The 24,723-nt window shown below is 43.9% G+C and carries 23 protein-coding genes; 17 read left to right on the top strand and 6 right to left on the bottom strand.

Annotated elements, in window-relative coordinates:
• Positions 1-5: 5 nt before the first annotated feature.
• The 3 genes from V513_RS04625 (at position 6) to V513_RS04615 (ending at position 1,853) form a co-directional block, all read left to right on the top strand.
• Positions 6-467 carry a molybdopterin-binding protein gene (locus V513_RS04625; protein WP_014730258.1) on the top strand — a complete coding sequence of 154 codons (462 nt, stop codon included), beginning with the start codon at positions 6-8 and terminating at the stop codon, positions 465-467.
• Between the two features lie 127 nt (positions 468-594).
• Positions 595-1,212 (top strand): deoxynucleoside kinase, encoded by a 618-nt coding sequence (locus tag V513_RS04620; protein WP_006492014.1) that lies wholly within the window; start codon positions 595-597, stop codon positions 1,210-1,212.
• On the top strand, positions 1,209-1,853 hold the full coding sequence (locus V513_RS04615; RefSeq protein WP_014730257.1) for a deoxynucleoside kinase: 645 nt from the start codon (positions 1,209-1,211) through the stop codon (positions 1,851-1,853). Before V513_RS04620 ends, V513_RS04615 begins: the two co-directional genes overlap by 4 nt.
• Here the strand turns inward: V513_RS04615 and V513_RS04610 are convergent.
• Complete coding sequence (locus tag V513_RS04610; protein WP_006492012.1) at positions 1,834-2,487, bottom strand: HAD family hydrolase; 654 nt, start codon at positions 2,485-2,487, stop codon at positions 1,834-1,836. The two genes, V513_RS04615 and V513_RS04610, sit on opposite strands and share 20 nt — an antisense overlap.
• 356 nt (positions 2,488-2,843) lie before the next feature.
• On the opposite strand from V513_RS04610, the gene V513_RS04605 reads away from it, so the two are divergent.
• Complete coding sequence (locus V513_RS04605; RefSeq protein ID WP_014730255.1) at positions 2,844-4,031, top strand: anaerobic nitric oxide reductase flavorubredoxin; 1,188 nt, start codon at positions 2,844-2,846, stop codon at positions 4,029-4,031.
• Positions 4,032-4,035: 4 nt separating this feature from the next.
• Here V513_RS04605 and V513_RS04600 read toward each other — a convergent pair whose 3' ends face one another.
• The 3 genes from V513_RS04600 to aglA all read right to left on the bottom strand — a co-directional run bounded on the left by V513_RS04600 (position 4,036) and on the right by aglA (position 7,210).
• Positions 4,036-5,007, bottom strand: a complete 972-nt coding sequence (locus V513_RS04600; RefSeq protein ID WP_006492010.1) for a DUF5700 domain-containing putative Zn-dependent protease — start codon at positions 5,005-5,007, stop codon at positions 4,036-4,038.
• Positions 5,008-5,079: 72 nt separating this feature from the next.
• Positions 5,080-5,658 (bottom strand): DNA-3-methyladenine glycosylase I, encoded by a 579-nt coding sequence (locus V513_RS04595; protein ID WP_099771887.1) that lies wholly within the window; start codon positions 5,656-5,658, stop codon positions 5,080-5,082.
• A gap of 133 nt (positions 5,659-5,791) precedes the next feature.
• Positions 5,792-7,210: an alpha-glucosidase AglA gene (aglA, locus tag V513_RS04590; RefSeq protein ID WP_099771886.1), complete on the bottom strand. Its 1,419-nt coding sequence runs from the start codon at positions 7,208-7,210 to the stop codon at positions 5,792-5,794.
• A gap of 302 nt (positions 7,211-7,512) precedes the next feature.
• Here aglA and V513_RS04585 point away from each other — a divergent pair, with 302 nt between their 5' ends.
• From V513_RS04585 to V513_RS04575, 3 genes are read left to right on the top strand one after another with little or no spacing between them, the layout of a single operon-like run.
• Entirely contained in the window at positions 7,513-8,745 is a 1,233-nt protein-coding gene (locus V513_RS04585) for an ABC transporter substrate-binding protein (RefSeq protein WP_014730251.1), read from the top strand.
• A 38-nt stretch (positions 8,746-8,783) separates the two neighbouring features.
• Positions 8,784-9,728, top strand: a complete 945-nt coding sequence (locus V513_RS04580) for a carbohydrate ABC transporter permease (RefSeq protein WP_006492003.1) — start codon at positions 8,784-8,786, stop codon at positions 9,726-9,728.
• A complete protein-coding gene (locus V513_RS04575; protein WP_006492001.1) occupies positions 9,725-10,537 on the top strand; it encodes a carbohydrate ABC transporter permease in 813 nt (270 codons plus the stop codon). Before V513_RS04580 ends, V513_RS04575 begins: the two co-directional genes overlap by 4 nt.
• 725 nt (positions 10,538-11,262) lie before the next feature.
• Here the strand turns inward: V513_RS04575 and V513_RS04570 are convergent.
• Together V513_RS04570 and V513_RS04565 are read right to left on the bottom strand one after the other, a co-directional pair.
• Positions 11,263-12,078, bottom strand: coding sequence for a GNAT family N-acetyltransferase (locus tag V513_RS04570; RefSeq protein WP_099771885.1), 816 nt, complete (start codon positions 12,076-12,078; stop codon positions 11,263-11,265).
• Positions 12,075-13,145 (bottom strand): alanine/ornithine racemase family PLP-dependent enzyme, encoded by a 1,071-nt coding sequence (locus tag V513_RS04565; RefSeq protein WP_257211944.1) that lies wholly within the window; start codon positions 13,143-13,145, stop codon positions 12,075-12,077. Before V513_RS04565 ends, V513_RS04570 begins: the two co-directional genes overlap by 4 nt.
• A gap of 58 nt (positions 13,146-13,203) precedes the next feature.
• Between V513_RS04565 and V513_RS04560 the strand changes: the two genes are divergently transcribed.
• The 10 genes from V513_RS04560 to V513_RS04515 are packed head-to-tail and all read left to right on the top strand — an operon-like array spanning position 13,204 to position 24,713.
• Complete coding sequence (locus V513_RS04560) at positions 13,204-13,629, top strand: GIY-YIG nuclease family protein (protein WP_257211943.1); 426 nt, start codon at positions 13,204-13,206, stop codon at positions 13,627-13,629.
• Position 13,630: 1 nt separating this feature from the next.
• Positions 13,631-14,413, top strand: a complete 783-nt coding sequence (locus tag V513_RS04555; RefSeq protein ID WP_014730248.1) for an SAM hydrolase/SAM-dependent halogenase family protein — start codon at positions 13,631-13,633, stop codon at positions 14,411-14,413.
• Positions 14,400-15,710, top strand: coding sequence for a sensor histidine kinase (locus tag V513_RS04550; protein ID WP_099771882.1), 1,311 nt, complete (start codon positions 14,400-14,402; stop codon positions 15,708-15,710). The genes V513_RS04555 and V513_RS04550 overlap by 14 nt, the downstream gene beginning before the upstream one ends.
• Positions 15,685-17,031, top strand: a complete 1,347-nt coding sequence (locus tag V513_RS04545; RefSeq protein WP_014730246.1) for a sigma-54-dependent transcriptional regulator — start codon at positions 15,685-15,687, stop codon at positions 17,029-17,031. The genes V513_RS04550 and V513_RS04545 overlap by 26 nt, the downstream gene beginning before the upstream one ends.
• Complete coding sequence (locus tag V513_RS04540) at positions 17,006-19,600, top strand: CBS domain-containing protein (protein WP_099771881.1); 2,595 nt, start codon at positions 17,006-17,008, stop codon at positions 19,598-19,600. The genes V513_RS04545 and V513_RS04540 overlap by 26 nt, the downstream gene beginning before the upstream one ends.
• Positions 19,597-20,703, top strand: coding sequence for a hypothetical protein (locus V513_RS04535; protein ID WP_099771880.1), 1,107 nt, complete (start codon positions 19,597-19,599; stop codon positions 20,701-20,703). The genes V513_RS04540 and V513_RS04535 overlap by 4 nt, the downstream gene beginning before the upstream one ends.
• A gap of 14 nt (positions 20,704-20,717) precedes the next feature.
• Positions 20,718-21,296, top strand: coding sequence for an NUDIX domain-containing protein (locus V513_RS04530; RefSeq protein WP_099771879.1), 579 nt, complete (start codon positions 20,718-20,720; stop codon positions 21,294-21,296).
• The gene (gene ispE, locus V513_RS04525) at positions 21,257-22,126 is read left to right on the top strand and encodes a 4-(cytidine 5'-diphospho)-2-C-methyl-D-erythritol kinase (RefSeq protein ID WP_099771878.1); all 870 of its coding nucleotides are present in this window, start codon (positions 21,257-21,259) and stop codon (positions 22,124-22,126) included. The genes V513_RS04530 and ispE overlap by 40 nt, the downstream gene beginning before the upstream one ends.
• Positions 22,108-23,796 carry an Rqc2 family fibronectin-binding protein gene (locus V513_RS04520; protein ID WP_014730240.1) on the top strand — a complete coding sequence of 563 codons (1,689 nt, stop codon included), beginning with the start codon at positions 22,108-22,110 and terminating at the stop codon, positions 23,794-23,796. The genes ispE and V513_RS04520 overlap by 19 nt, the downstream gene beginning before the upstream one ends.
• Positions 23,793-24,713, top strand: a complete 921-nt coding sequence (locus V513_RS04515) for a hypothetical protein (RefSeq protein WP_099771877.1) — start codon at positions 23,793-23,795, stop codon at positions 24,711-24,713. Before V513_RS04520 ends, V513_RS04515 begins: the two co-directional genes overlap by 4 nt.
• Positions 24,714-24,723: the final 10 nt, after the last annotated feature.

The following is a 24,723-nucleotide window of genomic DNA, read 5'->3' as shown; positions in this document are numbered from 1 at the left end:
GTTCAGTGTACAGCTGCAAAATAATAAGGGTTCTTGAATCTGGTTTTTTTGATGAGATAGCGCAATCCATAGAGATTTCTAAGAAGATCCTCGAGAGTCATGGCATCACGTATACTGGATCCACAGACGTTGACCCTGTAATGAGCGACCTGAAAGAGGCTATATACTCAGATTCATGCTCAAACGACATCGTTCTTGTTCTTGGAGGAACGGGGCTATACAAAGAGGACATAGGTCCGGAGGTCGTTTTATCTCTCGTGGACAAAAGAGCAACGGGAATTGAAACTGCGATGCTTAGAAACGCAATAGTCGCCGATCCCTCGTTGTGTCTTTACAGAGTTGGAGCCGGAACAATCGGTGATTCGATAGTACTCTCTGTTCCGGGTTACCATGAAACTGTACATTACTATCTTGAACCCGTCATCGATTATCTTAAGCCCTTTTTCGATGGGCTTAGGTCATCTTAGGAATAACTGAGTCATGGAATGTCAACTGTTTTTCCAATGGTCTTCCTTTTGAAAAGGCATCGCGGACATGTTAATCAGGTGGTCGAGAGTATTGGTCATGTTTTGAGAAACGGGGGAAGAAACTCTTATGATGTTTTCTAAAGCAAGCGGGAAGTATATTTCCGTAGAGGGTGTAATTGGAGTAGGTAAGACGACTCTAGTGAAATTGTTGTCTCAAAAGTATACAATGCCGGTAGTGCTCGAAGTTGTTGAAGAAAACCCATTTCTTGCGCACTTCTATGAAGACATCGAAAGGTGGGCTTTTCAAACTCAGCTTTTCTTTTTGATAAGCCGGTTTGATCAGCAATCGAATGTTAAAAAAGCCGCTTCGCAGGGACAGGGGGTTATCTCAGACTATGCATTCATGAAAGATCATCTTTTTGCGTCTCTAACTTTGAAAGGAGAACAGTTGAAACTATACGAGAAGATCTTTTCCGTTCTCAAAGATCAGGTGCTTTATCCAGATCTGATAATCTATCTTTACGCGGATATCGACACCCTGATGAAAAGAATAGCTCTCAGAGATAGACCGTTTGAGAGGAGAATGGATAGAACGTATATTGCTATGCTAAGCGACACATATGAGAAATACATGGCAGCGTTTTCCGAGAGCAGAGTCCTGAGGATAGATACTTCAAGCATAGACTTTGTGCGAAACGTTGATGATCTCAACATGGTTTTCAGCAGAATCGAGGCGAACTTATGATTTTGGGAATATGCGGAAACATTGGAGCAGGAAAATCATCTCTGACTTCATTGCTTGAGGAAACACTGGGCTTTAGAGGTGTCTACGAGGCCGTGGATGAAAATCCATTTTTGGAGGATTTCTATTCAAATATGGAGCGGTGGGCCTTTCACTCGCAGTTGTTCTTTCTAATAAAGCGTTTTGACTTTCTGAAGAGAGTCGTAACTGAAGGTGCTGTCATACTTCAGGACAGGACTATTTACGAGGACGTGGAGATATTTGCCCGCAATCTCAAACTGATGGGCTACATAGATGAACGCGACTGGAGACTTTATCTGGACACTTATGAAACGCTCTCAGAACACTTAACAGCGCCCGATGGCATTGTCTACATAAAATGCACTAAGAACGTCTTGTTGAAAAGGATAAAAAAGAGGGGCCGGGGTTTTGAAAGTGGCGTAAGCGAGGATTATATCGAAAGACTCAACGGACTATACGAAGAATGGATCGGCAGAGTCACGTTTTGTCGGAAGTTGATAATCGATGGTGATAAATATGATTTCGTTGAAAATGCCCAGGACAGAGAAGATGTTCTGCGTTTGATCTCGAGATTTACGGCTGAACTTATGGCGGGAGTGCAGTCTAAGTTGTTCTCCAGATAGATTGAATCGAACTCACATCGACATATTCAATGCCCGCAGACGTGCAAGCACCATCCATTTTGTAATCGTTCCCGATCATTACGCAGTACTTTGCATCGAGTGAGTTATTCTCCAGAATTTCCAGGTAATATTCTGTACTAGGCTTTACATAATGAGAGTTCTCCATAGTGGTCACGTAGTTGGTTAGCTTTTCATCCACTCCCACCCATTGAAGTCTTTTTCTTATTGCCTTGTGTGGAAAGATTGGGTTCGTTGCAATAATTATCTTTCTACCCGAGCCGTAAAGCTTTTTCAGGGCCTCCACCACATTCTCTCTAGGGCTCACAATTTTCTCAAGTTCTTCATACTCGTTCTCGTAAAACTCATCGAAGAAATCCTCGTACCATTTTACCGTGTGATCTCCCATGAAATGGACAAAGCTTTCCATAAAGAGTTCGTAATTGCTCTTTATGCCGTCTCTTCTATCAAATAGCACTTCGAGTGCGCTTTTCAAAGAGACCATCAGTTTTTCAAAGTCTACTTTTCCATTGGCAAAGAGCGAGATGAGCTGAAAATACCGCCGTGCAAAATCTTCATCGGAAACAGAGCTAAGCGTTCCATCAAGATCAAATAAATAAGTGATGTCATTACTCATGAGATACTCCAATCATTCGCGACTAATCTTTGCTGAACCCTCAACAACCAGAACGAAAAAGGGCAAAAGACAATGCGCCAAACTATATATTAGCATATCACGCATCTGAGGATACTTTTAGATCCCAACCATTGAGCACACAAAATTCAGATCTCTTGAAGAAAAGGCGAAATGTCATGATCAAACGCAAACGCCTCAACAACCAGCCTTCCCAAGCTGATAGACGTCTCCGTTTTAATTAGGAACACTGCACGGCAGATGATTTTTGGTCAGAGCCTGAAGAATTGTGTAACAAATGTTACCGCTTAAAGCCGGTAATCTTGGTAGAGTATTGATGTATTTAAGGAGGTATCGAAATGGGCAGGAAAATAACCGATAGCGTAACATGGGTAGGAAAGGTTGACTGGGAACTGAAGAAATTTCATGGAGAAGACTATTCAACCCACAGAGGATCCAGCTACAACGCATATTTGATTAGAGATGAAAAGACAGCTTTGATCGATACTGTCTGGGCACCTTTTGCAGAGGAATTCGTGGAGAACCTGAAAAAAGAAATTGATCTATCCGAGATCGACTACGTAATCGCCAACCACGGGGAGATTGATCACAGCGGTGGACTGGTTGCGTTGATGAAAGAGATTCCCGGCACGCCGATCTATTGTACTGCAAACGCAGTCAAGTCCCTCAAAGGGCAGTTCCACAAGGACTGGAATTTCGTCACAGTAAGAACCGGCGACACTCTAAATCTCGGCAGTAAGGCGCTCACCTTTATTGAAGCACCTATGCTGCACTGGCCCGACTCGATGTTTTCATATCTCGATGGTGACGCAATTCTCTTCAGCAACGATGCGTTTGGTCAGCATTATGCAACTGAACTTCTCTACAACGACCTCGTAGATCAGGCGGAACTATTTCAAGAAGCAGTGAAGTACTACGCAAATATCCTCACTCCATTTAGCAGACTGGTCATAAAGAAGATCAAGGAGGTCTTGTCATTCAATCTTCCATTGAATATGATTTGCCCCAGTCATGGAGTCATCTGGCGGGAGGATCCCGCACAGATTGTCAAGAAGTATCTTGAGTGGGCAGACAACTACCAGGAAGATCAGGTGACAATTGTGTATGACACGATGTGGGAGGGGACTAGAAAAATGGCCGAAGCCATCGCAGAAGGCATTGCCAGCGCTAGTGGTAGTACCGCAGTCAAACTCTTCAATGCGGGAAAAATAGACAAGAACGATATTGTGACGGAGTTGTTTAAGGCCAAGGCAGCTCTCTTTGGTTCTCCTACAGTGAACAAAGGAATCTTGGCACCGCTTTCCGGTATGCTTCATGAAGTAAAAGGTCTGTCCTTCAAGAGTAAAAAGGCAGCCGTATTTGGTACTTATGGATGGAGTGGAGAGTCTGTGGATGTTCTGACAAAAATGGTAGAAGATGCCGGCTTCGAAATCGTTCAGCCAGGATTAAAAAAGCTTTGGTCACCAGACGAAGACAGCCTTGATGACTGCAGAGAATTCGGCTCAGGTTTCGCAGCAAAGATTTGATAGGCTACGCTTTGAGAAGTTGACCCAGCTTAATAAACGTTTCATCTTCCAGGAGGTAGTAGGACTTTTTCAGAGCTACCTCCTGATAGGATTTAAGGAATCCAACGGTGTCTCCGACAGTTTCGATGAGTCTGTCCTTCCCTAACTCATTTTCGATCTCCAAAGCCATTCTCATTCCCACGGGGGCAAGGCTCCCGACACTAAACCAGCTTCTTTCCATAATCGACCTTGCTTCGTCGTCGGAGATGTTCTTAAAGGAGAGATTCAGGAACACTTCTTGAAGCAGTTCGAGATGCTTTTCGAACTCTCCCATCATTTTCGTTCGCTGCAGCGCAATTCTCTTCATTGATGGTATTCTCGACGCATCGCTAACCATATTTGCGATTCCTTCACATTCTATGCCCACAAATCTGTAGACCAACTGATCAAGTGGAGAATCACCGAACTCAAGTCTTTCCTTTGTTATCGAATTCCTTGCTACATGATGTGCCTCATGAGCCATTACTTCTTCAATAGCTTCAAGACCCATATCAAGAGCAAAAAGCGGATCGAAATACACACCTCTATGATCGGCATTTGCATTATAAGGCATAGGAATGAAAAAGACCTTCAGGCCATCAAAAGTTACTCCCTTAGGAAGATACTCTTGTGCTTTGGATATTGCCTTAGATCTAATTCCTGCTTCATTCTCAATAATCAAATCGAAGAAAGCTCTCAGTTCAAGCTTTCTTTCCCTGATTTTATCCATGTACGCTATGAGCTCCGTGCAGTCCTTTGAAAGACCAGAAAGATCTTCTCTACGCGAAAAGGCGGCCACTAGGCATTCCCTTGCCTCTGAATCGCGTATATGGAATTGTTTAAACATACTGGCGAGAGGAGTGGCTAAAACTCTCTTGAATCTCTCTTCATATGAATCGTTACTGGAATCAATCAAATCTATGAGGGCGAAAATCTCTTCTGTATTAAGCCAGCTCATAAAAACCCCCCATTAATCTCCTACAAGTTAAGAGTTATTATATCATCAATTCTTCAGTGTATCCTGGAACACTCAATTGCATCGGAGAACTTCAGAATATCTGAAGCAACCCACCAGATGATCGTTCACTATACCTGTTGCCTCCATCAGTGCATATACTATCTTTGGCCCAACAAAAGTGAATCCCTTCTCTCTAAGGGATCGCGAGATTTCAACAGACTTCTCAGTAACAGAGGGAATCTCGGAAAGGCTCTTCCATGTGTTTATGATCGGCTTATTGTTGACGAAGCTCCACACATAGCTGTCAAACGTTCCGTACTCCTCTTGAATCTGGATAAATCTCTTTGCGTTGTTAATTGCCGAATGAATCTTCTTTCTATTTCTGATTATTCCACGATTTTCGACTAGCTTAGTTATTTCATTCTCTCCATACTTTGAAACGACTCGAGGATCAAACCCAGAGAAGGCTTTTCTATATTCTTCTCTCTTCTTCAGGACAGTATGCCAGCTGAGGCCGGCCTGTGCTCCTTCTAGAATCAGAAACTCGAACCATATGTTGTCATCGTGCAGGGGAACACCCCATTCACTATCGTGGTAATCAATATACAATTTGTCAACTTCAGCCCAGGGACAACGGAAGACCTCATTCAATTCGACCACCCCGTCAGCTTGGCAACCATCGAATCTGGAAGCCTCGGTACATTCCTACGCCATTACCTTGCGAGAACAAACAGAAGAGATTAATTTAACTTCGATTTACCCATGAAGTATCGGTTCTTTGAACCTATTCATTTAGCCCTTCCGTCTCAAAGATTTCCCTTACCACTGCTTTCGCCTGTTCATATGACTTTGTCCTTGGATCCTTCAAAAGAATTTCAACAATTAGATCGGAATCCCTTTCAATGAACGCTTCGAGAGCCCACTCCATTCTTAGTACCCTTGGCTTTAAATACCATTTAACGATTCTTTCGGGGAGAGGGGGATCTATGGCTTCTGTATGAATTCCCTCTCTGTCAACCAAAGCGGGCACTTCGACGGCAACGTTATCTTCGATCCCGGGAATTGCTCCCTCGTTTAGCGTGTTTAAGACAAATCTCGCTGAACTGTCGTTTATTATTGCGTCTATAAAGGGTATGTGTTGCTCACCGCTGAGAGAATTCTTGTTGTAAAGCTGAGCCGCTTGTCTGGCGAAGTCTCCTGAAAGACCTCTTGAACCTTCGACTATCAATTTTTCGAGATTTGCCTCGGGGAACTGCTCGATTGCCTTGGCAAGTGCCACAGTAGCACCTGTCACCTGTCCAAGCTGTTCTTTGTACCATTGCCAGCCAGGTTCGGAATCAGGACTGCCCCATGGAGCCCCATACCATTTTACGAGAGTCTCTTGATTGTAGTGGTGTTTCCAGCCGCTGTTACGAACCGTATCTCCTATTGGAACCAGTCCATAGAATCTGTACATGTCAATTGTCGCCGGAGACATCTGAACATTGAAAGGGTTGATAGGTTTGAATCTCCTTGGATCATAGTTAGCTGCATACTTTTGAATCAAAGCGTAGAGATCCTCACCGTTTCTTTTGAATCTGTTAAGCCAGATTCCATGGTTCACACCGGCAACCTGCCAGTCTACTTCCTCTATTGGTATGCCTAAGGTTTCTGCTACTTCGCGGACATCATAATGTCCGTGACAAAAGCCAACCATCTTAATACTAGAATGTCTTCTGATTAGCGTAGTTCCTTCGAAGACAGGATTTGCAGCCTGAAGCAACCAGGCGTCAGGTGCATGTCTTTCCATAAGCTTCGCGATTTTCAGGAAAAACGAGAGTTGATTCCAGTTTGTAAGAGTATAGTAATCGGATACCATGTTGAATTCCTGTGAATCTATGCCTCTGAAATAACCGTGCTTTTCGCCGATCGCTCTAACTCTATCCAGAAAATCATGTCCTCCAATCAAAGCGCTGTTTACAACGAAGTCTCTCCCTTTGATTGCTTCTTCCAGCACAGTAGTCTTTGAAAACTCGAGATTGGCATTCATCTCTTCTGCAAACCTCGATGCAAGAATGTAAACGGCATCAAGTCTATCTTGGTTTATATCCATTAATGTGACCTTACTGCCATAAAGACCCTCCGTTTTACAAAGATCGCTCACCAGTCTGAGAGAAAACACAGCACTTCCTGCACCGATAATGGAAATATTCACTGATGACAAAGTAATCCCTCCTCGTCTCTATTCACTAAATAATACCATTATAAGTCTTGGCTGAGAAAACCTCCGATTCAAAAATTCTGTTCCAGGTTCCGAAATGTGATCAATCTTCTTTGTGTTGAACTCAGTCAGATGTTCGAGCAATTATTTAGGAGGAACAGTTCAATCTGTAATCTTTACTCCCCTTTTTTCAAGTTGCTTATTATATTGTTAACGGTAGTATAATCTCAAGTAGAGGCTAGTTTGGTCTGAAGGGCGAAGAAGATAACCGTACGGCTGTATGCCGAATAACAGGGGGTGTTTAAATGAGAAAAAGTTTGCTGGCAGTTCTTCTTTTGTCCGTGAGTCTGCTCTTTGCTTCAGGAAGTGTGGAGATCTTTAGCTGGTGGACGGGTGGAGGCGAAGAAGAAGGACTCGCTGCCATTTATGAGGTCTTCAAAGCAAAGTACCCCGACGTGGAGATAATCAACGCAACGGTCGCAGGAGGCGCAGGCACAAACGCAAAAGCAGTTTTGAAGACACGAATGCTTGGCGGCAATCCTCCTGACTCATTCCAGGTCCACGGAGGAATGGAACTAATCGACACCTACGTAATTACGGGAATGATGGAGCCACTGACTGACATCTTAGAGAGCTGGGGAATACTTGATAAATTCCCGAAGGATATTATGACTATCTGCAGTTACGAAGGTGAAGTTTACTCAATTCCCGTGAATGTGCACAGGGGAAATGTTGTCTTTATTAACAACGAGATTCTTGAGAAGGTCGGAATCGATGAGGTTCCAAGCGACGGACCGGGTTTTCTCGAAGTTTGTGCAAAAATCAAGGAGGCAGGCTTCATACCACTTTCTTTAGGCGATAAAGACAAGTGGGAGGCCGGTCATCTTTTTGAGACCGTGTTGCTTTCGGCTCTGGGACCAGATAAGTACAATGGCTTATGGGATGGAACAACAAGTTTCGAAGATCCAGGAATTGAAAGGGCCATAGTAATTTTCGAAGAACTGATTAAGTATGTAAACGAAGACCATGCTGCTCTCACCTGGCAGGATGCAACAAGGATGGTCTTCGATGGAAAGGCTGCCTTCAACGTCATGGGAGACTGGGCCGAAGGATATTTGAAGACTCTAGGATGGACTCCGGGCGTGGAGTTCAGCTGGATGGCAGTTCCAGGAACCGAGGGCTCCTTTATGGTGGTAACGGATACATTTGGCTTGCCAAAGGGCGCACCAAACAGAGAAAACGCTCTTAAGTGGCTCGAAATAGTTGCCTCGGTCGAAGGTCAAGATGCCTTCAACCCGATAAAGGGTTCGATTCCTGCAAGACTGGATGCAGATAAATCACTCTATGATCCTTACCTGACATGGTCTATGGAGGACTTTTCTACAAACGCTCTCTGTCCTTCTATAGCACATGGATCTGCTGCGCCTGAAGGCTTTATAACGGAACTGAACGATGCAGTAAACATCTTCATTACTACAAAAGACAGAGCAGCTTTCCTGAGTGCCATAGAAAGCGCTGCTGAAGATTACATCTATTAATCCTTGCAAAGTGGGGCCTGCATCTGCAGGCCCCATTCTTGGGGGTGTTCCATATCAAAAGGAAGACAAAACGAGGGATCATTTCCTTTCTCATTCTCTCTCCGACCTTTGCGGCAATAGGAGTTTTCGTTTATTTCTTCATTGGTTGGACCGGTAGAACTTCTGTTTCCAACTGGAATAGCTTTGCTAGGCTTCTTAAAGGCGAATTCGAATTTGTTGGATTGAGGAATTATTTCAGACTTTTCGAAGATCCGAGGTTTCAGACCGATCTGTGGAACACTCTGTATTTCACCCTTTTTTTTATTCTCGGTTGTCTTCTGCTTGGGATTGTTTTGGCGGTACTGATTGATCGTAACCTCAAGGGATCAGGCATTTTTAGAAATATATACCTGTTTCCCATGGCGCTTTCATTTGTTGTGACAGGCGCAGTCTGGAGATGGATCTTCGCTCCGGGAATCTTACCAAGCAATCCTCAGGGTATGAACCTTCTATTCAGTCTGGTGGGGCTGGATTTTCTTCAATGGAGGTGGTTCACCAGCACTGAGAGTTTCCTCAATTTCAACTTTGCACTGATTCCGGTGATAATCGCAGCCGTATGGCAGATGTCAGGTTACACAATGGCCATGTACCTTGCGGGGCTTCGTGGAATATCCCAGGATCTGGTAGAGGCTGCCGAAGTTGATGGCGCGACCGGCTGGCAGATCTTCTGGAAGATCAAGTTTCCGATTCTGAGACCGATAACTTTAAGCGCAATGATTATTCTAGGCCACATCTCACTGAAGATCTTTGATCTTGTTTACGCTATGACCGGCAGTGGTCCAAACAACGTGACCGACGTGCCTGCCATCTACATGTTCGAAACCACTTTCAGAGCGAACAAATATGCTACTGGCTCAGCAATAGCGATAATCATGCTTCTGATGGTTGCTGTGGTCATAATTCCTTACCTTGCTTCTGCCTTCAGAAAGGAGAAGAGAATATGATCAAGAGGATTCTAATCTATGCCCTTCTGACGGTTTTTGCGTTATTCTTTCTGATGCCGATCTATGTGTTATTGGCAACAAGTCTCAAACCCCTGAAAGAAGTGGGTCTTGAGCGAATGTGGTTTCCTCCGAACGACCTTTCCTTCGATGGTTTTGCCAAGGCCTTCAGTCGCCTTGCACCCAACTTAAGAAACTCGTTTCTGCTGGTCATCCCTGCGACGCTTCTTTCGGCAATCGTTGGATCGATAAACGGATATGTTTTGTCTAAACTGAAGTTCAGGGGCTCAGATCTTCTCTTTGCACTCGTTCTTTTCGGAATGTTTATTCCTTATCAGAGTGTTCTTTTTCCTCTGATTCGCTTCCTCCAGGATATTGGACTTTACGGTTCTATTTGGGGATTGGTATTGGTTCACGTGGTCTACGGTCTGCCGATAACCACTTTGATTTTCAGGAACTATTACAGCGAAGTGCCTACGGAATTAATCGAAGCGGCCAACATAGATGGAGCAGGCATATTCAAGACATATCTGAAGGTTCTCTTTCCTATATCCCTCCCTGGTTTTGTAGTAGTAGTCATTTGGCAATTCACGAATATCTGGAATGAGTTTCTTTTCGCTGTGACCGTTACCAGCGACCCCACAAAACAGCCGATTACCGTTGCCCTTGTGAATCTAGCGGGGAGTCAGGTTGTCGAGTGGAATGTCCAGATGGCCGGCGCGCTGCTGGCCGCTCTCCCAACATTGATAGTCTACATATTACTCGGAAAGTACTTTCTGAGAGGGCTTCTTGCTGGTTCTGTCAAAGGTTGATCTGATTTCCGATACGATCTTCTGCCTTAAGCCATAATACAACCCCAGGTAATCACAAAGTCTTTCGTGTTAGACTGCCGAGGATCTCGATAGGCCGATTCTCAAGTACAAATCCGCTCTGATTTCTTGAGACTATGCACGGAGGAAACCCAATCGGCTCTAGACCCGGTCAAGAGTGACTTAGAATGTAAGAGAAAAGGAAATAGGGAGGAACTTAGTTTCTTAGTAGTCTCTCGAGCTCACAAAAACGCAGTCTCTTGCTTCGGACAAAGTCCCCAAGTATAGGGTGGTGTCTTTCATGTTTTTTTCACTTTGCACTAACTCAGCAGACACAAGCGCAGGGCAATGAACCAAATTCGCTTGTCACTCTCAACTTTCCTGTCCGCCTTTACAAAGAATGCAGTTCCTCTTTCCGAGGTGCACAGTCGTATCGATGAAGGTTAAAGGGAAATTATACGAGAGACTATGAATCCTCAATTGTGCCTGCCTCACATCCATGTAATGTCCTTCCAAATTAGTGATTCATAACCTTTGAACTTCACGATTTAGACAAGAAATTCGGATCATAGCCAAGAGTTCATTTGCATAGAACTGTCGTTAATCATCTCTTGTTTCGTGTAATACTTAATACAGAGACATCGATGTGTAGGAGCGACCGACGTAGATATATTAGAATCAAGAGTAATACCGACCAACGGATTCATTCAAGCCATTTCTGCTGGAAGTCAGATCTCAAGAACCGAGCTGTCCGCAAAATAAAGGAAGACATCCCTTACTCTTTCGAAAGGTTTGAATCCATTGTACAAGAAAGGCTCCAAATCGAGGTCCTCCCTCACCATTGTATGGACCCGCTCAAACCCTTTCGACTGTGCATAGCACTTCAGCCCATGCACGAAGGACTTGGCTTTCCGTTCTTCCACTATTGAGATGTAATTGATGTCCACGCAGCTTTCAGATTTCGAATTTTTGGAAAGAACTGCCCAGTTATCCCCATCGTGAATCCTAGTTGGCTGAATTAGGAATCTCGCTTTGTCTGGAATTTCCTTAGGGAGAAAAGCCCAGTCTTCACTTACATGATCGAGAATTTCAGGAATCTCTGAATCCACATTAAAAGCGAAGAAAGAATCTGAGATATCTCCTATCTCACTTTCAAGGTTTGTGAAAACACCTATGCGGTTGAAACCGAAGGCTTCATTCATTCTGATCGAGGCAGTATTGTCGAAATAGGTCGCAAAGTAAAGCCTTTCGAGCCCGATTCTCTTCGCAATGGCCAGGGTTTGTTTTCCGAGTTCCTTGCCAAACCCTTTGCCCTGAAGAGCAGGATCTATTCTCATTCCTTCCATCCAGCCCACTTTATCGCTTAAGAGTCTGAGATTATCTATTCCTACTAATGTCCCGTCTTTCCAGAGTCCCATGAAGTGGCATGAAGGGTCTTCAACCCATTTTTCGAAGACATGAGGAATGTAGTCATCACCCTCCCAGATCGTCTTTACGATCTCTCTTACTCTTTCTCCATCACACTTTTGAAGGCGCCTTATCATTCGTAAACCTTCCTTATATATGGTGAGGTCATCACTCTTAGCAGCGCACCGTACGACATTCTGAAGCCTACCGAATCCCCTACAGAAAAGGACTTTTTGGACTCGGTCACGTCGACTATCAGGTGATCACTCGAAGCGTGTAGCACTTCACATCCCCCGACAAGTGGCGTCAATCCTGAGGGAAGAACATCCTGTTCTCCAAGATCCAGTATCGCCTTTATTCTCTTCCCCTTGTCTTCAAAATGGGGGATTCTTCCAAAAGCATCACGACCTATTTCGCCTATCGGTACGGATGGCTTTTCCGCTATTTCGATTACTTCCCCATACAGTGTAAACGTATCCTGCAGTGTTCCAGGAACCTCTCTGTTGTTCGTAACATCGGTCCCACAAAGAATCGACTCTCCCAATCTGAAATGGTTTATACCTTTCGGAACTATCCCTTTTTCGAGAAGAGGCAGTGACGCAGTATTCCCGGCAGAGTATCTTCTCAATGAATAGCCAGTCTTTTTTCTAAGGAACTCACCTAAAGAAAGAAGAATCTCGAATTTCTTTGGAGTTGCAATTACGCCCCCAAAGCATCCAAGATTGGTTCCAATTCCTTCAAGGTTTTCACCGGCAATTTCGAATGCTTTCTCCAAAACCGATTCCGCCTCGTAATACATAACTCCCTCTCTAAGGTCTCCCGTATCGATCATGTATATGAAATTCACTTCTTGCCCTGTTTCAGATGAGAGTTCATAAAGCTTGCTCAATGAATCAAGATCTCCAATGAGCACGGTGTCTACATTATCCAACACTTCTCTGAATTTTGATCTCTCGGGAAGTCTTAACAAAAGAAAATCAGAATCAATTCCAGCATTCATAATTCTGGAAATGTTTTCCAACCTGGATTCGCCGATTTCCTTTACTCCACTATTCAACAGTATAGATGCTATCGTCGGGTCTCCACACACAACTTTCGTAACCGCTGCGATTTCTACCCCATTAACTTCGGCCAGTTCTCTAACTCTTTTCGCATTGGCCCCTATGCTCACGGTATTAACCACAACTTTTGCCAAGGAAATCACCTCAACAAATTATACATTGTACACCTTTTCATTTCAGAGCAAATGGTTCTTGGCAGGTTTGCTGTCGTATAATATCTACATTATGGATTACAATAAGGGTGATTACATTGTCTTGCTTTTTCTCAGAGAAGCGGCAGAGGTGTCTTCGAGCAAAAAAAAGTGGCATCTTGAATCCGGATACTACTTATATGTTGGATCGGCAATGAACTCACTGACGGAAAGGGTTAAGAGGCACCTCTTAGAAGAAAAGAAGAAGCACTGGCATATAGATTTCCTTAGAGAGAAGGCTGAAGTTCTTGCGGTTCTGCTTCTCCCGACAAAGACAAGTAAAGAAGAGGAACTTTCAAATCTGATCTCAAACTACTGTATTGCTGTTCCTGGCTTCGGTGCTTCTGACTGTAAAACAGATTCGAATCTATACAGGGTCGGATTCGGTTGTATCGAAAAAGTGTTTTCTTCAATTGTTGGCAAATGGAGGGATTAAAATGATTGCTTTTCTTACTGACTGGGGATCAAACAGCTACTATGTCGGCGTGACTAAAGTCGTGATGAGAGAAATAAATAGAATGGTGGAAATAATAGATATATGTCATGATATTAGACCTTACAGCATAAGACACGGTGCTTATGTCTTGCAAAGGGCAATAAAGGATCTTCCGGCAGATGCAGTCTTTCTAGCAGTCGTTGATCCTGGGGTAGGGACATCAAGAAAGCCAATAATGATGGTTTTGAAAGATGGAAGACGCCTTGTTGGACCGGACAATGGTTTGTTCACACTTGCTGCCGAAGAGTACGGAATCCACGAAATACGAGAGCTGGAAAATAGAGAGTACCACAGGGGAAATTCCCGGAGCTTTCATGGAAGAGACATTTTCGCGCCCGTTGCAGCCCATGTCGATGCAGGCGTAGAACCGGCTAAACTCGGTTCTAGACTAATGAGCTTCGAATATCTTAAATACAAGAAACCTGCCAGAGAAGGAAATGTACTCTCTGGGGAGGTTGCCTTCTACGATAATTTTGGTAACCTGGAAACGAATGTTCCAGAGGCTCTCGCTAATGATTTTGAAGAAGGAGAAATTCTTGAAATTGGAAAGGGCAGAAAACCTTTCAAAGCTACATTCGGAAATACTTATTACGATGTGAATCCCGGAAATTTGCTTGCCCATTTCGATTCAAGCGGCTTCCTAGAAATCACCGTGAACAAGGGAAGTGCCCGGGAGCTCCTCGCCATTGAGGAAGGGGAACCCATAACAATTGTCAAAACTTGACGGAGGCCTTTTCAAACCCGGCTACCATTACATTGTTGGTGGTGTGGTGCTGGGAACTGGGCTTATCTATTCTTTCATTGAAGGGTTCAGTCTTGATCGAGTGCTTTTGATAGCTCTTCTTTCTCTTGCGGCGTTAGCATCCGTCTATTTCGCTCTGGTAAGACAGTTGGAGAGACTAGTTAGGCTTGTACAAACAGGCGAGAGAAAATCAATCGGTGAACTTGAAGGGCAGTTCAATCAGATTTACGGCTTCTACAGAAGTCTTTCATTTCAAATTGAAGAGGAAAGAAATTATTACGAAAGACTGTACAGGGATTATTCAGAGCTTCTGAACACCCTGGAGATTTCCGTTGCTTCAGTGGACGAGAACGGAAATTTCGATCTCGTCAACGACGCGTTCACAAAGAGCTTCTCTTACGGTAGTCAGCAAGGAAGATATCTCCGGATAGATAGATTTGCAAGAAGGACAGGTTTGATTTTTCCGCTTCAAGAAGGTCAGTATGAAGTCTATAGCAAGAAACTCGGCAAGCGATACCTTGTGTCGGTTGTCCATAAGCAGAAAAGCGGTTATCTGCTAACCCTTACCGATATGACCAGTCAGTGGAAGACAAAACAGCTTCTGGAAAAAACGAGAAGATATGCTGTCGATGCGCAAACAGTAGCCGATCTCGCGCATGGTCTCAAGCAACCGCTGGCAAATGTTAGGCTTGCGCTTGATCTTTACAGGAGAACGGGAAAACCAGAGTACATTGATACACTTGAAAAGGAGCTAAATGCCTTTCAAGGTAGGGTAGGTGGAATCCTACAGATTTTCAGGTATGGAGAGGAATTCGACGTGGTCGATCTTTCTGAGCAGGTTATGAAAGTCGCGACCTTCATGTCCTCGATCTTTCAGGAAAGAAAGATAGATTTTAGAATAATCTCGCTCGAAAAAGGGCTGGTCTTGGCGCAACGCGGAAGGCTTGAGAATGTTATCAAGAACCTTTTCATGAATGCCGTCGAAGCCGGTCTGCCTTCAGAAACCTCCATTATCGCAAAAGTTAGAGCCTCAAAAGAATACTTGACACTGATTGTTGCCGATACGGGAAAGGGAATCGACCCGTCCAATTTGCAGAAAGTATTTAAGCCCTTCTTTTCAACTAAGACCGAGGGATCGGGACTTGGACTGTACCTAGTCCACAATTTCTGCGAGGAAAACGATGTAAGATTGAAAATGAGAAGTGTAAAAGGGAAAGGAACAGTATTTGTATTAACCTTCAGGAGGCAATCAGATGAAGCGCAAAGTCCTTGTGGTTGATGATGATCTGGCCTTTAACGGTCTCCTGGGCGCTGCACTAGAAGAAGAGGGGTACGAAGTAGTTCAGGTCTACAATCTCGAGCAGACGCTGAAGCAGATCTCTGAAGAGGTCTTCGATTGTTTGATACTGGACGTCAGACTTCCCGATGGATCAGGGTTGGACATAATTTCCGAAGCCGCACTCAGTTCGCCGGTGATAGTTGTCTCCGCTCATGGAGACATAAACACTGCAATAGATGCAGTCAAAAAAGGTGCTTTCAATTTTCTAGAGAAGCCCTTTGATCTAAACCATGCGCTTCTCGAAGTTAAGAGGGCAATTGAGTTCTCGGAGGTTTCAAGGGAAAGGGATAGTCTGGCCGACTTGGTGACTACTGAACCCTCCGTAGAGATAATCGGAAAGAGCAAAAATATTCTCGAGCTGAAGCAAATGATCGCAGCAATCGCACCAAAGAAAGTCACGGTGCTTCTTGAGGGAGAAAGTGGCACTGGAAAGGAAGTGGTTGCGAGATCTATACACCAGAAAAGCGGACGAGGAAAGTTTGTTCCCATAAACTGTGGTGCAATACCGGAAAACCTTTTTGAGAGTGAGCTTTTCGGCTACGAAAAGGGCTCCTTCACGGGTGCCATGAATTCAAAACCGGGCTTGATAGAAGAGTCCCACCGCGGAACACTTTTCCTTGACGAAATATCCGAGATGCCCCTTCCAATGCAGGTGAAACTTCTGAGGGTCCTCGAGACATCCTCCAGCCAGAGGCTTGGGGGCACCACATCCCGAAAGCTTGATCTACGAGTAATCGCAGCCACAAATAGAGATCTTGAGGTAGAAGTTTCGAAAGGAAACTTCAGGAGTGATCTCTACTACAGATTGAACGTCGTGAAGATTAAGATAGATCCGCTAAGAGAAAAACGTGAGGATATCCCGATTCTGATCCATCACTTTTTGCCAAGGCTCTGTGAGGAGCTTGGAATGAAGAAGCCACCGACGATTCCAGAGGATTTCATGAATAAGATGAAAGCATATGACTGGCCCGGAAACATTCGAGAGCTTCGAAACAGACTTTTATCAATTCTCGCAGTCAACGGAAGCTTTGAAGGTGTGTCCAGCTTTGCCTTTCCTGAAGTGGAGCAAGCAGATGACCAGGATTTCAGATTCAGAGAGGTCTCCCTAGATGAGCTGGAAAGACGCTACATCAGTTGGTTGATAGACCGACAGAACGGAAACAAAACAAAGGCGGCTTCGATACTCCAGATAAGTAAGAGTACGCTTTACGAGAAACTGAAGAGGTGGAGCAATCTTGAAGGTAATAACGACACATCGTAATCCCGATTTCGATGCATTTGCATCCGCTGTTGCTGCGCAGAAGATATATTCCGACCATATGATTGTGTTTGGGGGACAGCTGGTTCCCGCATTGAAACGCTTTCTGTCGTCTAAAAGCCTGTTGCTGTCATTTTATTACGTAAATGAGATACGGATTTCCAATCTCTCCTCTTTGATAATCGTTGATACATCTGATCTAAAAAGAATTCCCGCTTCTCTTCAACAATCTATTCAAAGAAATACCGACGTGAAGTTTTACGACCATCACAGGACAAGCTTGAGTGAAGCACAAAAAGGAATTTTCAAGGATCTTGGAGCTTGCACCACTCTCATGTGCAATCAGCTGAGGAAAAAGAAGAAGGAAATATCCAGAAATGAGGCAACCCTATTTGCGACAGCAATCTACAGGGAAACTGGAAATTTCACTCATGCCTCTACCAGAGCACAAGATCTGAGTACTGCCGCATGGCTTATCGATCTAGGCGCACGGCCGGACGATCTTGGAATCTACTCGGGCTACAAGCTGAGCGCTTCACAACAGAGGCTCATAGAATCACTGATACTGGGTTTGAGAAGGACATCGATCAGAGGGGTAGAAATCAACATTGCATCTGCAAGAAGAGACTTTCTGCCGGGAGGGTTTAGCCTCGTGGTAGAAAAACTCTGGTCCTTTCTTGGCGTAGAGAATCTAGTTGTCCTTCTCGAAACCAACAATCGAGTATATTACACCCTAAGATCGAAATACATGAATCTCGACACTGCCGAACTCGATGGTGTGCAAAGAAACAGCGGCGGATCATACACACTTGGTTACTTTGAAAACTGCACGTCAGCAGAAGCCGAAGAAAAAATCATAAAAAACTTCGAAAACAACATTGAACGCCTCATTAAAGTAAGAGATATTATGTCTTCACCGGTGAGAACCGCTCTTGCAGAGATGAAGGTTGAAGATGTCTTCAAAATCATGCAGAGAACGGGTCATCACACTCTGCCGGTAGTTGATCAGGAAAAGCTTGTAGGTATAGCCAAATACAGGAATACCGAAAAAGCCATTAGGCACGGACTGGCAGCGAGAAGAATAATTGAAGTGATGGACCGTTTCTTTGTGACGGCATCGGTAGACGATTCGGTTCAGGCGGTAATCGATAAGATGGTAGAAAACGATACAACTGCAATTCTAATCCTCGACGGCGGTATCCTGAGTGGAATAGTGACACGAACTGATCTCCTGAAGAGCACTTTTGGAAGAAGAAGGATAATCGATCCCGGAGAAAAGATAGGTGATCAGAACTATGCCAAATTCCCCGTAGAAGATTTGATAGAGGAACGCGTCGAAAAACGCATAGTAACCATGCTAAGATTTCTCGGTGCAGTTGGGAGCGAGCTCAACATGCCGACTTACATAGTTGGAGGTTTTGTGAGGGATCTTCTCTTGAAAAAAAAGAATCTCGATCTAGACATAGTGGTCGAAGGCAATGCCAATCTCTTTGCAGAGACCTTCAAAAAGTACTTTAACATTAAGATTGTCGAGCACAGGGAATTTCTCGCCAGTTCGATGTTCTTCAACGATGGTCTGAGGATTGACGTTGCGACGGCGAGAACTGAATACTACAAGAAACCAGCGATTCTTCCTGAGGTCGAAATGAGCACGATAAAGAAAGATCTTTACAGGAGAGATTTCTCCATAAATGCCATGGCTATAAAACTGAACCAGGAGGATTTTGGAATTCTGATCGATTTCTTTGGATCGAGAAAGGACCTTTCAAAAGGGATTATAAGAGCACTCCACCCTCTAAGCTTCATCGAGGACCCGACAAGAATCCTCAGAGCGGTAAGATTTGAACAGCGCTTTGGGTTCGAGATAGAAGTGAGAACCGCCGAGCTGCTCAAGCAATGTGCAGCTGAAGGATATCTCGATAGGGTAACAGGGCAGAGACTGAGAGACGAATTGAGCAAGGCAATTGAAGAGCCGCTTCCACTCAAGGCCTTGAGAAGACTTGCCAGCCTTGGTGTTATGGAGAAGCTCTTCCCCGAAACAGAATTTGATAGAGAGACAGACATCAGACTCCAGCGCTATTTCCTTCGAAGAGAGAGAAACGCTTTGTTAATTGGAGAAGATAGGATGTTCTACACACTCTTAATGATAATCCTAAGAAAGAGTGACTCGAAATCCGTTGAATGGTGCATAGCACGTTATGGATTGCCGAAAAACTATCTTGAAAGGCTTAATGATGCGATAGCCACTGCAGGTATAATAGTTAATGAGAAGCCAGAGACTCCTTCTCAATTCTACAGATCTCTGAAGACGAACAAGCCCGAAATACTTAACTTCGTCAACAGTTATCTGGATGAACAGGAGGATTTGTTATTCCTTGCCTATCTGAAGAAACTGAATGACACGAAATTATCAATCAATGGAAATGTACTTAAGACCAGATACGGCATGAGGGAAGGCCCCGAGATAAGAGATGTTCTAGACGAGCTGTTCTGTGCAAGGCTGGACGGTCTTACAAAAGATAAGGAAGATGAGTTTGTCAGGGAATACCTGAAAGGGAGGGGATGGAAATGAAAAGAGCAAAGTTGTTTGTGATGCTAGGCGCAATAATAATCTTTGCGTTAGCAATTTCCTCTTGTTTCCCAATTAAGGGAAGTATTTTGCTTCTAGAGCAGGAAATCGGATGGGAACCGGGAAAACCTGTCGTTATTGAAGCCTTCGAACTACTGTTTACTCCAGATCCATCGTCGAACTACCAATGGTCAGTGGAGATTAAACCTCAATATGGTAGCTGGACATCGAGAAACGATCTGGTCAAAGTAATACCGAGCACCAAGAACTCGAAAGCAGTCGTTTATCTTCCTGCGGATTTCGACAACTTTGAAATCAAAATCACTGCTAAAATCTCCGGAACCAGCGCAAGTGGAGAACACGGGAACTACACTTCAGAAATCGTGAAACACGTTAGTGAGATACCAGATGTATTGGTTGAGGTCTTCGAGAAGAGTCTTGGGTTCAATATGCCTGACTTGTGGTTTGAGGATTATTTAAATGGAAATAGATCAAACTCAACAAGGACTCCCGTATATTACAAACTCAACAAAGCTCTTCATCCAACTGCTTATTACAGCAGAATAGGTTGGGGAGTGTACCCTAAAAATGAGAGTGATCTTCCACCTGCGCAAGTTGTATTCCACGGTGATCCCTTCTATGTTGTGAATAGCAGTTCGACATCTGTCACTACAGAAATGGAAAACTCGTTCAAGTCTGTAGATATTGCTTACAATCGATTTAAGATGCGCATCGAGCCTTATAGCCTTGTAGGGTTGGATTCAGGATGGAGGGTGAGAGACTGGAGAGTATCCCTATACGTAGAACAGAACGTTCTAGATGATCCAGATACAAAGGTTTTCCTCGTCAAGATAAACCGCGAAGATTACAGGGCAACTCAGATATTCAATATTAAGAACGAATTTTATCTTTCTAAAGCAAGCAGTAACTTTCAAGAAGAGGCAGTAACTATTCCCGTGGTAGCATTGCTTCATGAATGGGAATACGGAACTCTCTGGGATGAAGATAATTACTTTGCTGTGGTTGTAGCTAATTTCAATACGGTTAGTCCTAGTGATGTAATACTTCCCTTCTACACCATTAAGGGCGCTGAGATGGTCTGGTAGTAAAGGAGAAAGTTTTGGAAGAAAGAGTTCTCGTAGTCGATGTCGACTGTCTGGGAGAGCTGGCAACCCGCAACGGGTTGCTGGCTCTTCCTTTAGATGAGATAAAGAAAAAAGTTGAGAGATTCGGAAGATTTGTACGTCGCTCTGAAGCAGAAAACGATGAATCGATGAGGCAGATCATACCGTACGCGGTTTTCAGGAATCGCGACGAGTATCTTCTCATGAAGAGGACAAAAAAGCAGGGCGAAGCTCGCCTTCATGAACTATATTCGATTGGAGTGGGTGGACACATAAATCCAGAGGATGGAAGGCTTCCATGGGAGGCCTTTGAGAACGGGTTCCAGCGCGAAATCCGCGAAGAAGTATCTGTGAAAATCCACAGCATCGATTATTTGGGAATCCTAAATGATCTACAGACTGAGGTCAGCAGAGTCCACATTGGTGTAGTTTATATAGCTGAAGTGGATTTCGGCGGCTTCAACGAAAAGGAAAAATTCACTGGTGCAATGGCTGAAATTAAGGTTCTTTCAGAATACAGGGAGAGTATGGAAACATGGTCTCAAATAGTTCTAGATTATCTTCCGTTAGACTGAGATGCCCGGCAAAAATAAACCTTTACCTTGCGGTAGGTAAGAGCAGAAGTGACGGATTCCACGAGATTAGCACTGTCTTCCAGACAATCGATTTCTACGACGATTTGTTCGTAAAGCATGATACAAGGAAGTTATACTTCAAATGCAATACATCTCTCCGCTGGGACAAGGAGAACACTCTTTATAAAGTCATTGAGCAAATAGAGAGTGAGATAGACCGGAGAATAGAAATAGGTCTGGAATTGAAGAAGAGAATCCCCTCGGGCGCAGGACTGGGTGGGGGAAGTTCAGATGCCGCAGCACTCCTGAAGTATTTAGCGGGGCTTTTCAAGATTGATGAAGAGCGAGTCTTGAGAATCGCCTCAAATGTTGGCAGCGACGTACCTTTCTTTCTCAAAGGAGGAACGGCGATAGCTTCAGGAAGGGGAGAGATCTTGAGTTTTCCCGGTGATGTCTCTGGATATTCAGTCGAACTTTCCTTCCCCGGCATTGAGGTCTCAACTCCCCTTGCTTACGAGTTCATAGATGAAGATAACCCCGAACTGCATCTCGATTGTGAAATGGCTGAGAAATACTACCTTGCCCTTAAAAGTCATGACATTGAAGCTGTAAGGCGTATGTCTTACAATACGTTCGAAAAGTCCATCTTTGATCGCTTTCCAAAGATAAGAGATTGCCACTCAATGCTCTCTAATAAGAATGGCAGTGCCATTAAGACAATGATGACTGGTTCGGGCTCAGCGATCTTTTCCCTTTTTGAGGGTTGCAAGGGAAGATACAGTTTTGTTACTTCAGAGGAGCTGAATGAGAAATGGTGTTCGATGGTCTGATTCTCCAGAGAGTCCTGGCAGAAATATCAGATGTCTCTGGTCAGCAACTGAGACAGGTATACCAAATAGGAAGAAGCGAGTTCTTCTTCAAATTCTCGAAAAGGGGAATTGAAATCTCTCTCAATCCATCATCGCCTTATATAATTGAGAGCAACAGAAATCAGAATTCTCCATCGATCGAGACTCCTTTCAGTCTCTTTTTGAGAAGACACATCAACGGCTTCTTTCTGACAAAAATCGCTCAATTAGACATGGATAGAATAACAAGAATGGATTTTGAAGGTAGAGATGCCTTTGGAGAAAGAAACAAATACTCGGTCATCGCAGAATTCATTGGGCCAGGGTCTAACATCATGGTACTTGACGAGGAGGAAAGAATACTACAGGTATTTAGAGAGATGATCAGCTCAAAGAGAACTCTCGCCAGAAATGTGAAGTATTATCCGCCAGATAGTCCAGGAAAATCTCTTAGAAACCTGTCTAAAGAAAATATTACTCTAACGCTCCTTCACTCAGGAGATACCCTTTCAAGAGCAATAATGAAGTCGTTTACAGGCTTTTCGAGAGCAACCGCAGAGAATATCGTGGGCTTCTTGCAGATTGAAGATGTTGTTCCATCCAGTCTTCGGGAAGAACGTCTTGATGAGGTTGCAGAATTCCTAATGAGCCTTTCTCTGGACACCAACGGAAGATCGCTTTTTGTGATTGACGGGACAAAGGGAGCTGAAATCTCACCCATACCTCTCGATCATAAAGGCCGTTGCGAAAAGGTTGGGGCGTCGGAAGCTATTAGACGCGCAATAAAATCTTCAGGAGCAGAAACAGAGGTTGACAGGAGAAAGCAGTCAATAATAAGGAAGATTGACAAATCGTTCAAACGTCTTTTCAAGTTGATCGATAAGTTGGAAACGGAACTGTCAGAAGTTGAGAATTACAGGGATTTCAAAAAATACGGAGAGCTTATTACCGCAAATCTATATAGGCTAAGAGAAAGAAGGGAAACGGTGGAGCTTGAAGACTGGGAGACAGGTGAAACAGTCGAAATCTCTCTGGACAGTAGGCTAACGCCATCGGAAAACGCCCAGCTTTTTTTCAAATATTACAGCAAATCTTTGCGCAAGGAGATTCAACTAAAGAAAAGGTTAAGAGTTCTGCGTGACGAAGTAAACTACCTTGATCAGCTAAAGGAAATGGTCTCACAGGCAGAATCGCTGGAAGACGTTCGGGAGTTCTCTTCTGAACTGGAAGAAGCTGGCATAAAAAGAAAAGAAAAGATAGATAAGAAGAGAAAGAAGAGGTCACAGAAGTCTGGCCCGAGGGTCTTCGAAAGAAACGGGTTCAAATTTCTCGTTGGAAGGAACAACATTGAGAATGATGAAATAACCAAGAACGCCTCAAGGGACGATATCTGGTTCCATGCAAGAGGCATTCCCGGAGCACATGTTATACTTAAAAAAGCTGGAAAAGAGATCACTCCAGAGGCGATTCTTTATGGCTCTCTTCTAGCAGCAAAGTATTCCAGGGGAAGGCAGTCTGGAAAGGTAGAGGTAGCACATACTGAAGTGAAAAACGTAAAAAAACCAAAAGGAGCTAAACCGGGAATGGTCACATACAGAAAGTTCGAATCGATTACAGTTGATCTTACGAAAGAGATGGTGGGAAGGAATTGATCAGACTTCCACCTTATATTTTCTTTGTGGGCGGCTTCTTAACTTACGCCTCGATTTTTTTCTCAAGCGCCACGGTATCAATGACCATGTCGGTAATCGGAATGACGATAAGTCTTTACATATGGTACATTCTTGCGTGGAACCGCGATCGTCATCTTGCCACCATGAAGAAAAAAGGTTACGTCAAACCGCAGAATTGTGCGGAGCAGAAGATCGTGGGCAATTCTAGAATATGGGTAATTCTTTACTCGGCTTCATACTTAACAATGAATTTTGCTGGTTTATACATCATTAAGGCAATTATTGAAAACATTGATATGAGTCTTGATACTATGAGCATGGAAGAGCTGATCACCTTGCTGGGTAGTGGATATGTTCTTTCAAGCTGGCTGTTCTTCATAACCGGCATAGCTTCCATTTTTCTTTATGGGAAGCTGATAACAATGCTGTACAACGATGAGATGAAGATTCAGTCACTCGAGAGTAAACAGAGAAATATACCAGTCTTGATACTTAAGCCACTTTCCGTAGTTATTATGGTGATCTTCACTCTGATCACTTATGGTCTATTCAGCTGGTTCATGAGATACAGGTTGGCCGCGATACAGAGGTTCCATAATCAGATCGAGAAGAAGCTGGATGAGCTCGAAGAGTCATTCAAAGACAAAGCGAAGAACATTAAGAAGGAAAAGGAAGAACAACCATCGAGATCCATAAGTGAAGAGATTCTTGAGAAGTATTCAAGAAGTCTGGCTTCTTCTGAAGAAAGCGATGATAGAAAGCTGATTATCGCTTCTCTCTTCAAGGATCTTGGCAGCTTAAAATCCGATCAGGCGAGATCACTTCTCAATGATCTTCTCTCAAAGCAATTACTGACGGAAAATGAATTCAACAGACTAACAAGACTCTTAGTTTAGCGGGAGGAAG

The sequence above is a fragment of the Mesotoga sp. H07.pep.5.3 genome (assembly GCF_002752615.1).
Lineage (GTDB): Bacteria > Thermotogota > Thermotogae > Petrotogales > Kosmotogaceae > Mesotoga > Mesotoga prima.
Note: the sequence above shows the minus strand (reverse complement) of the source record. Positions and strands in the feature narration are given on the sequence as shown.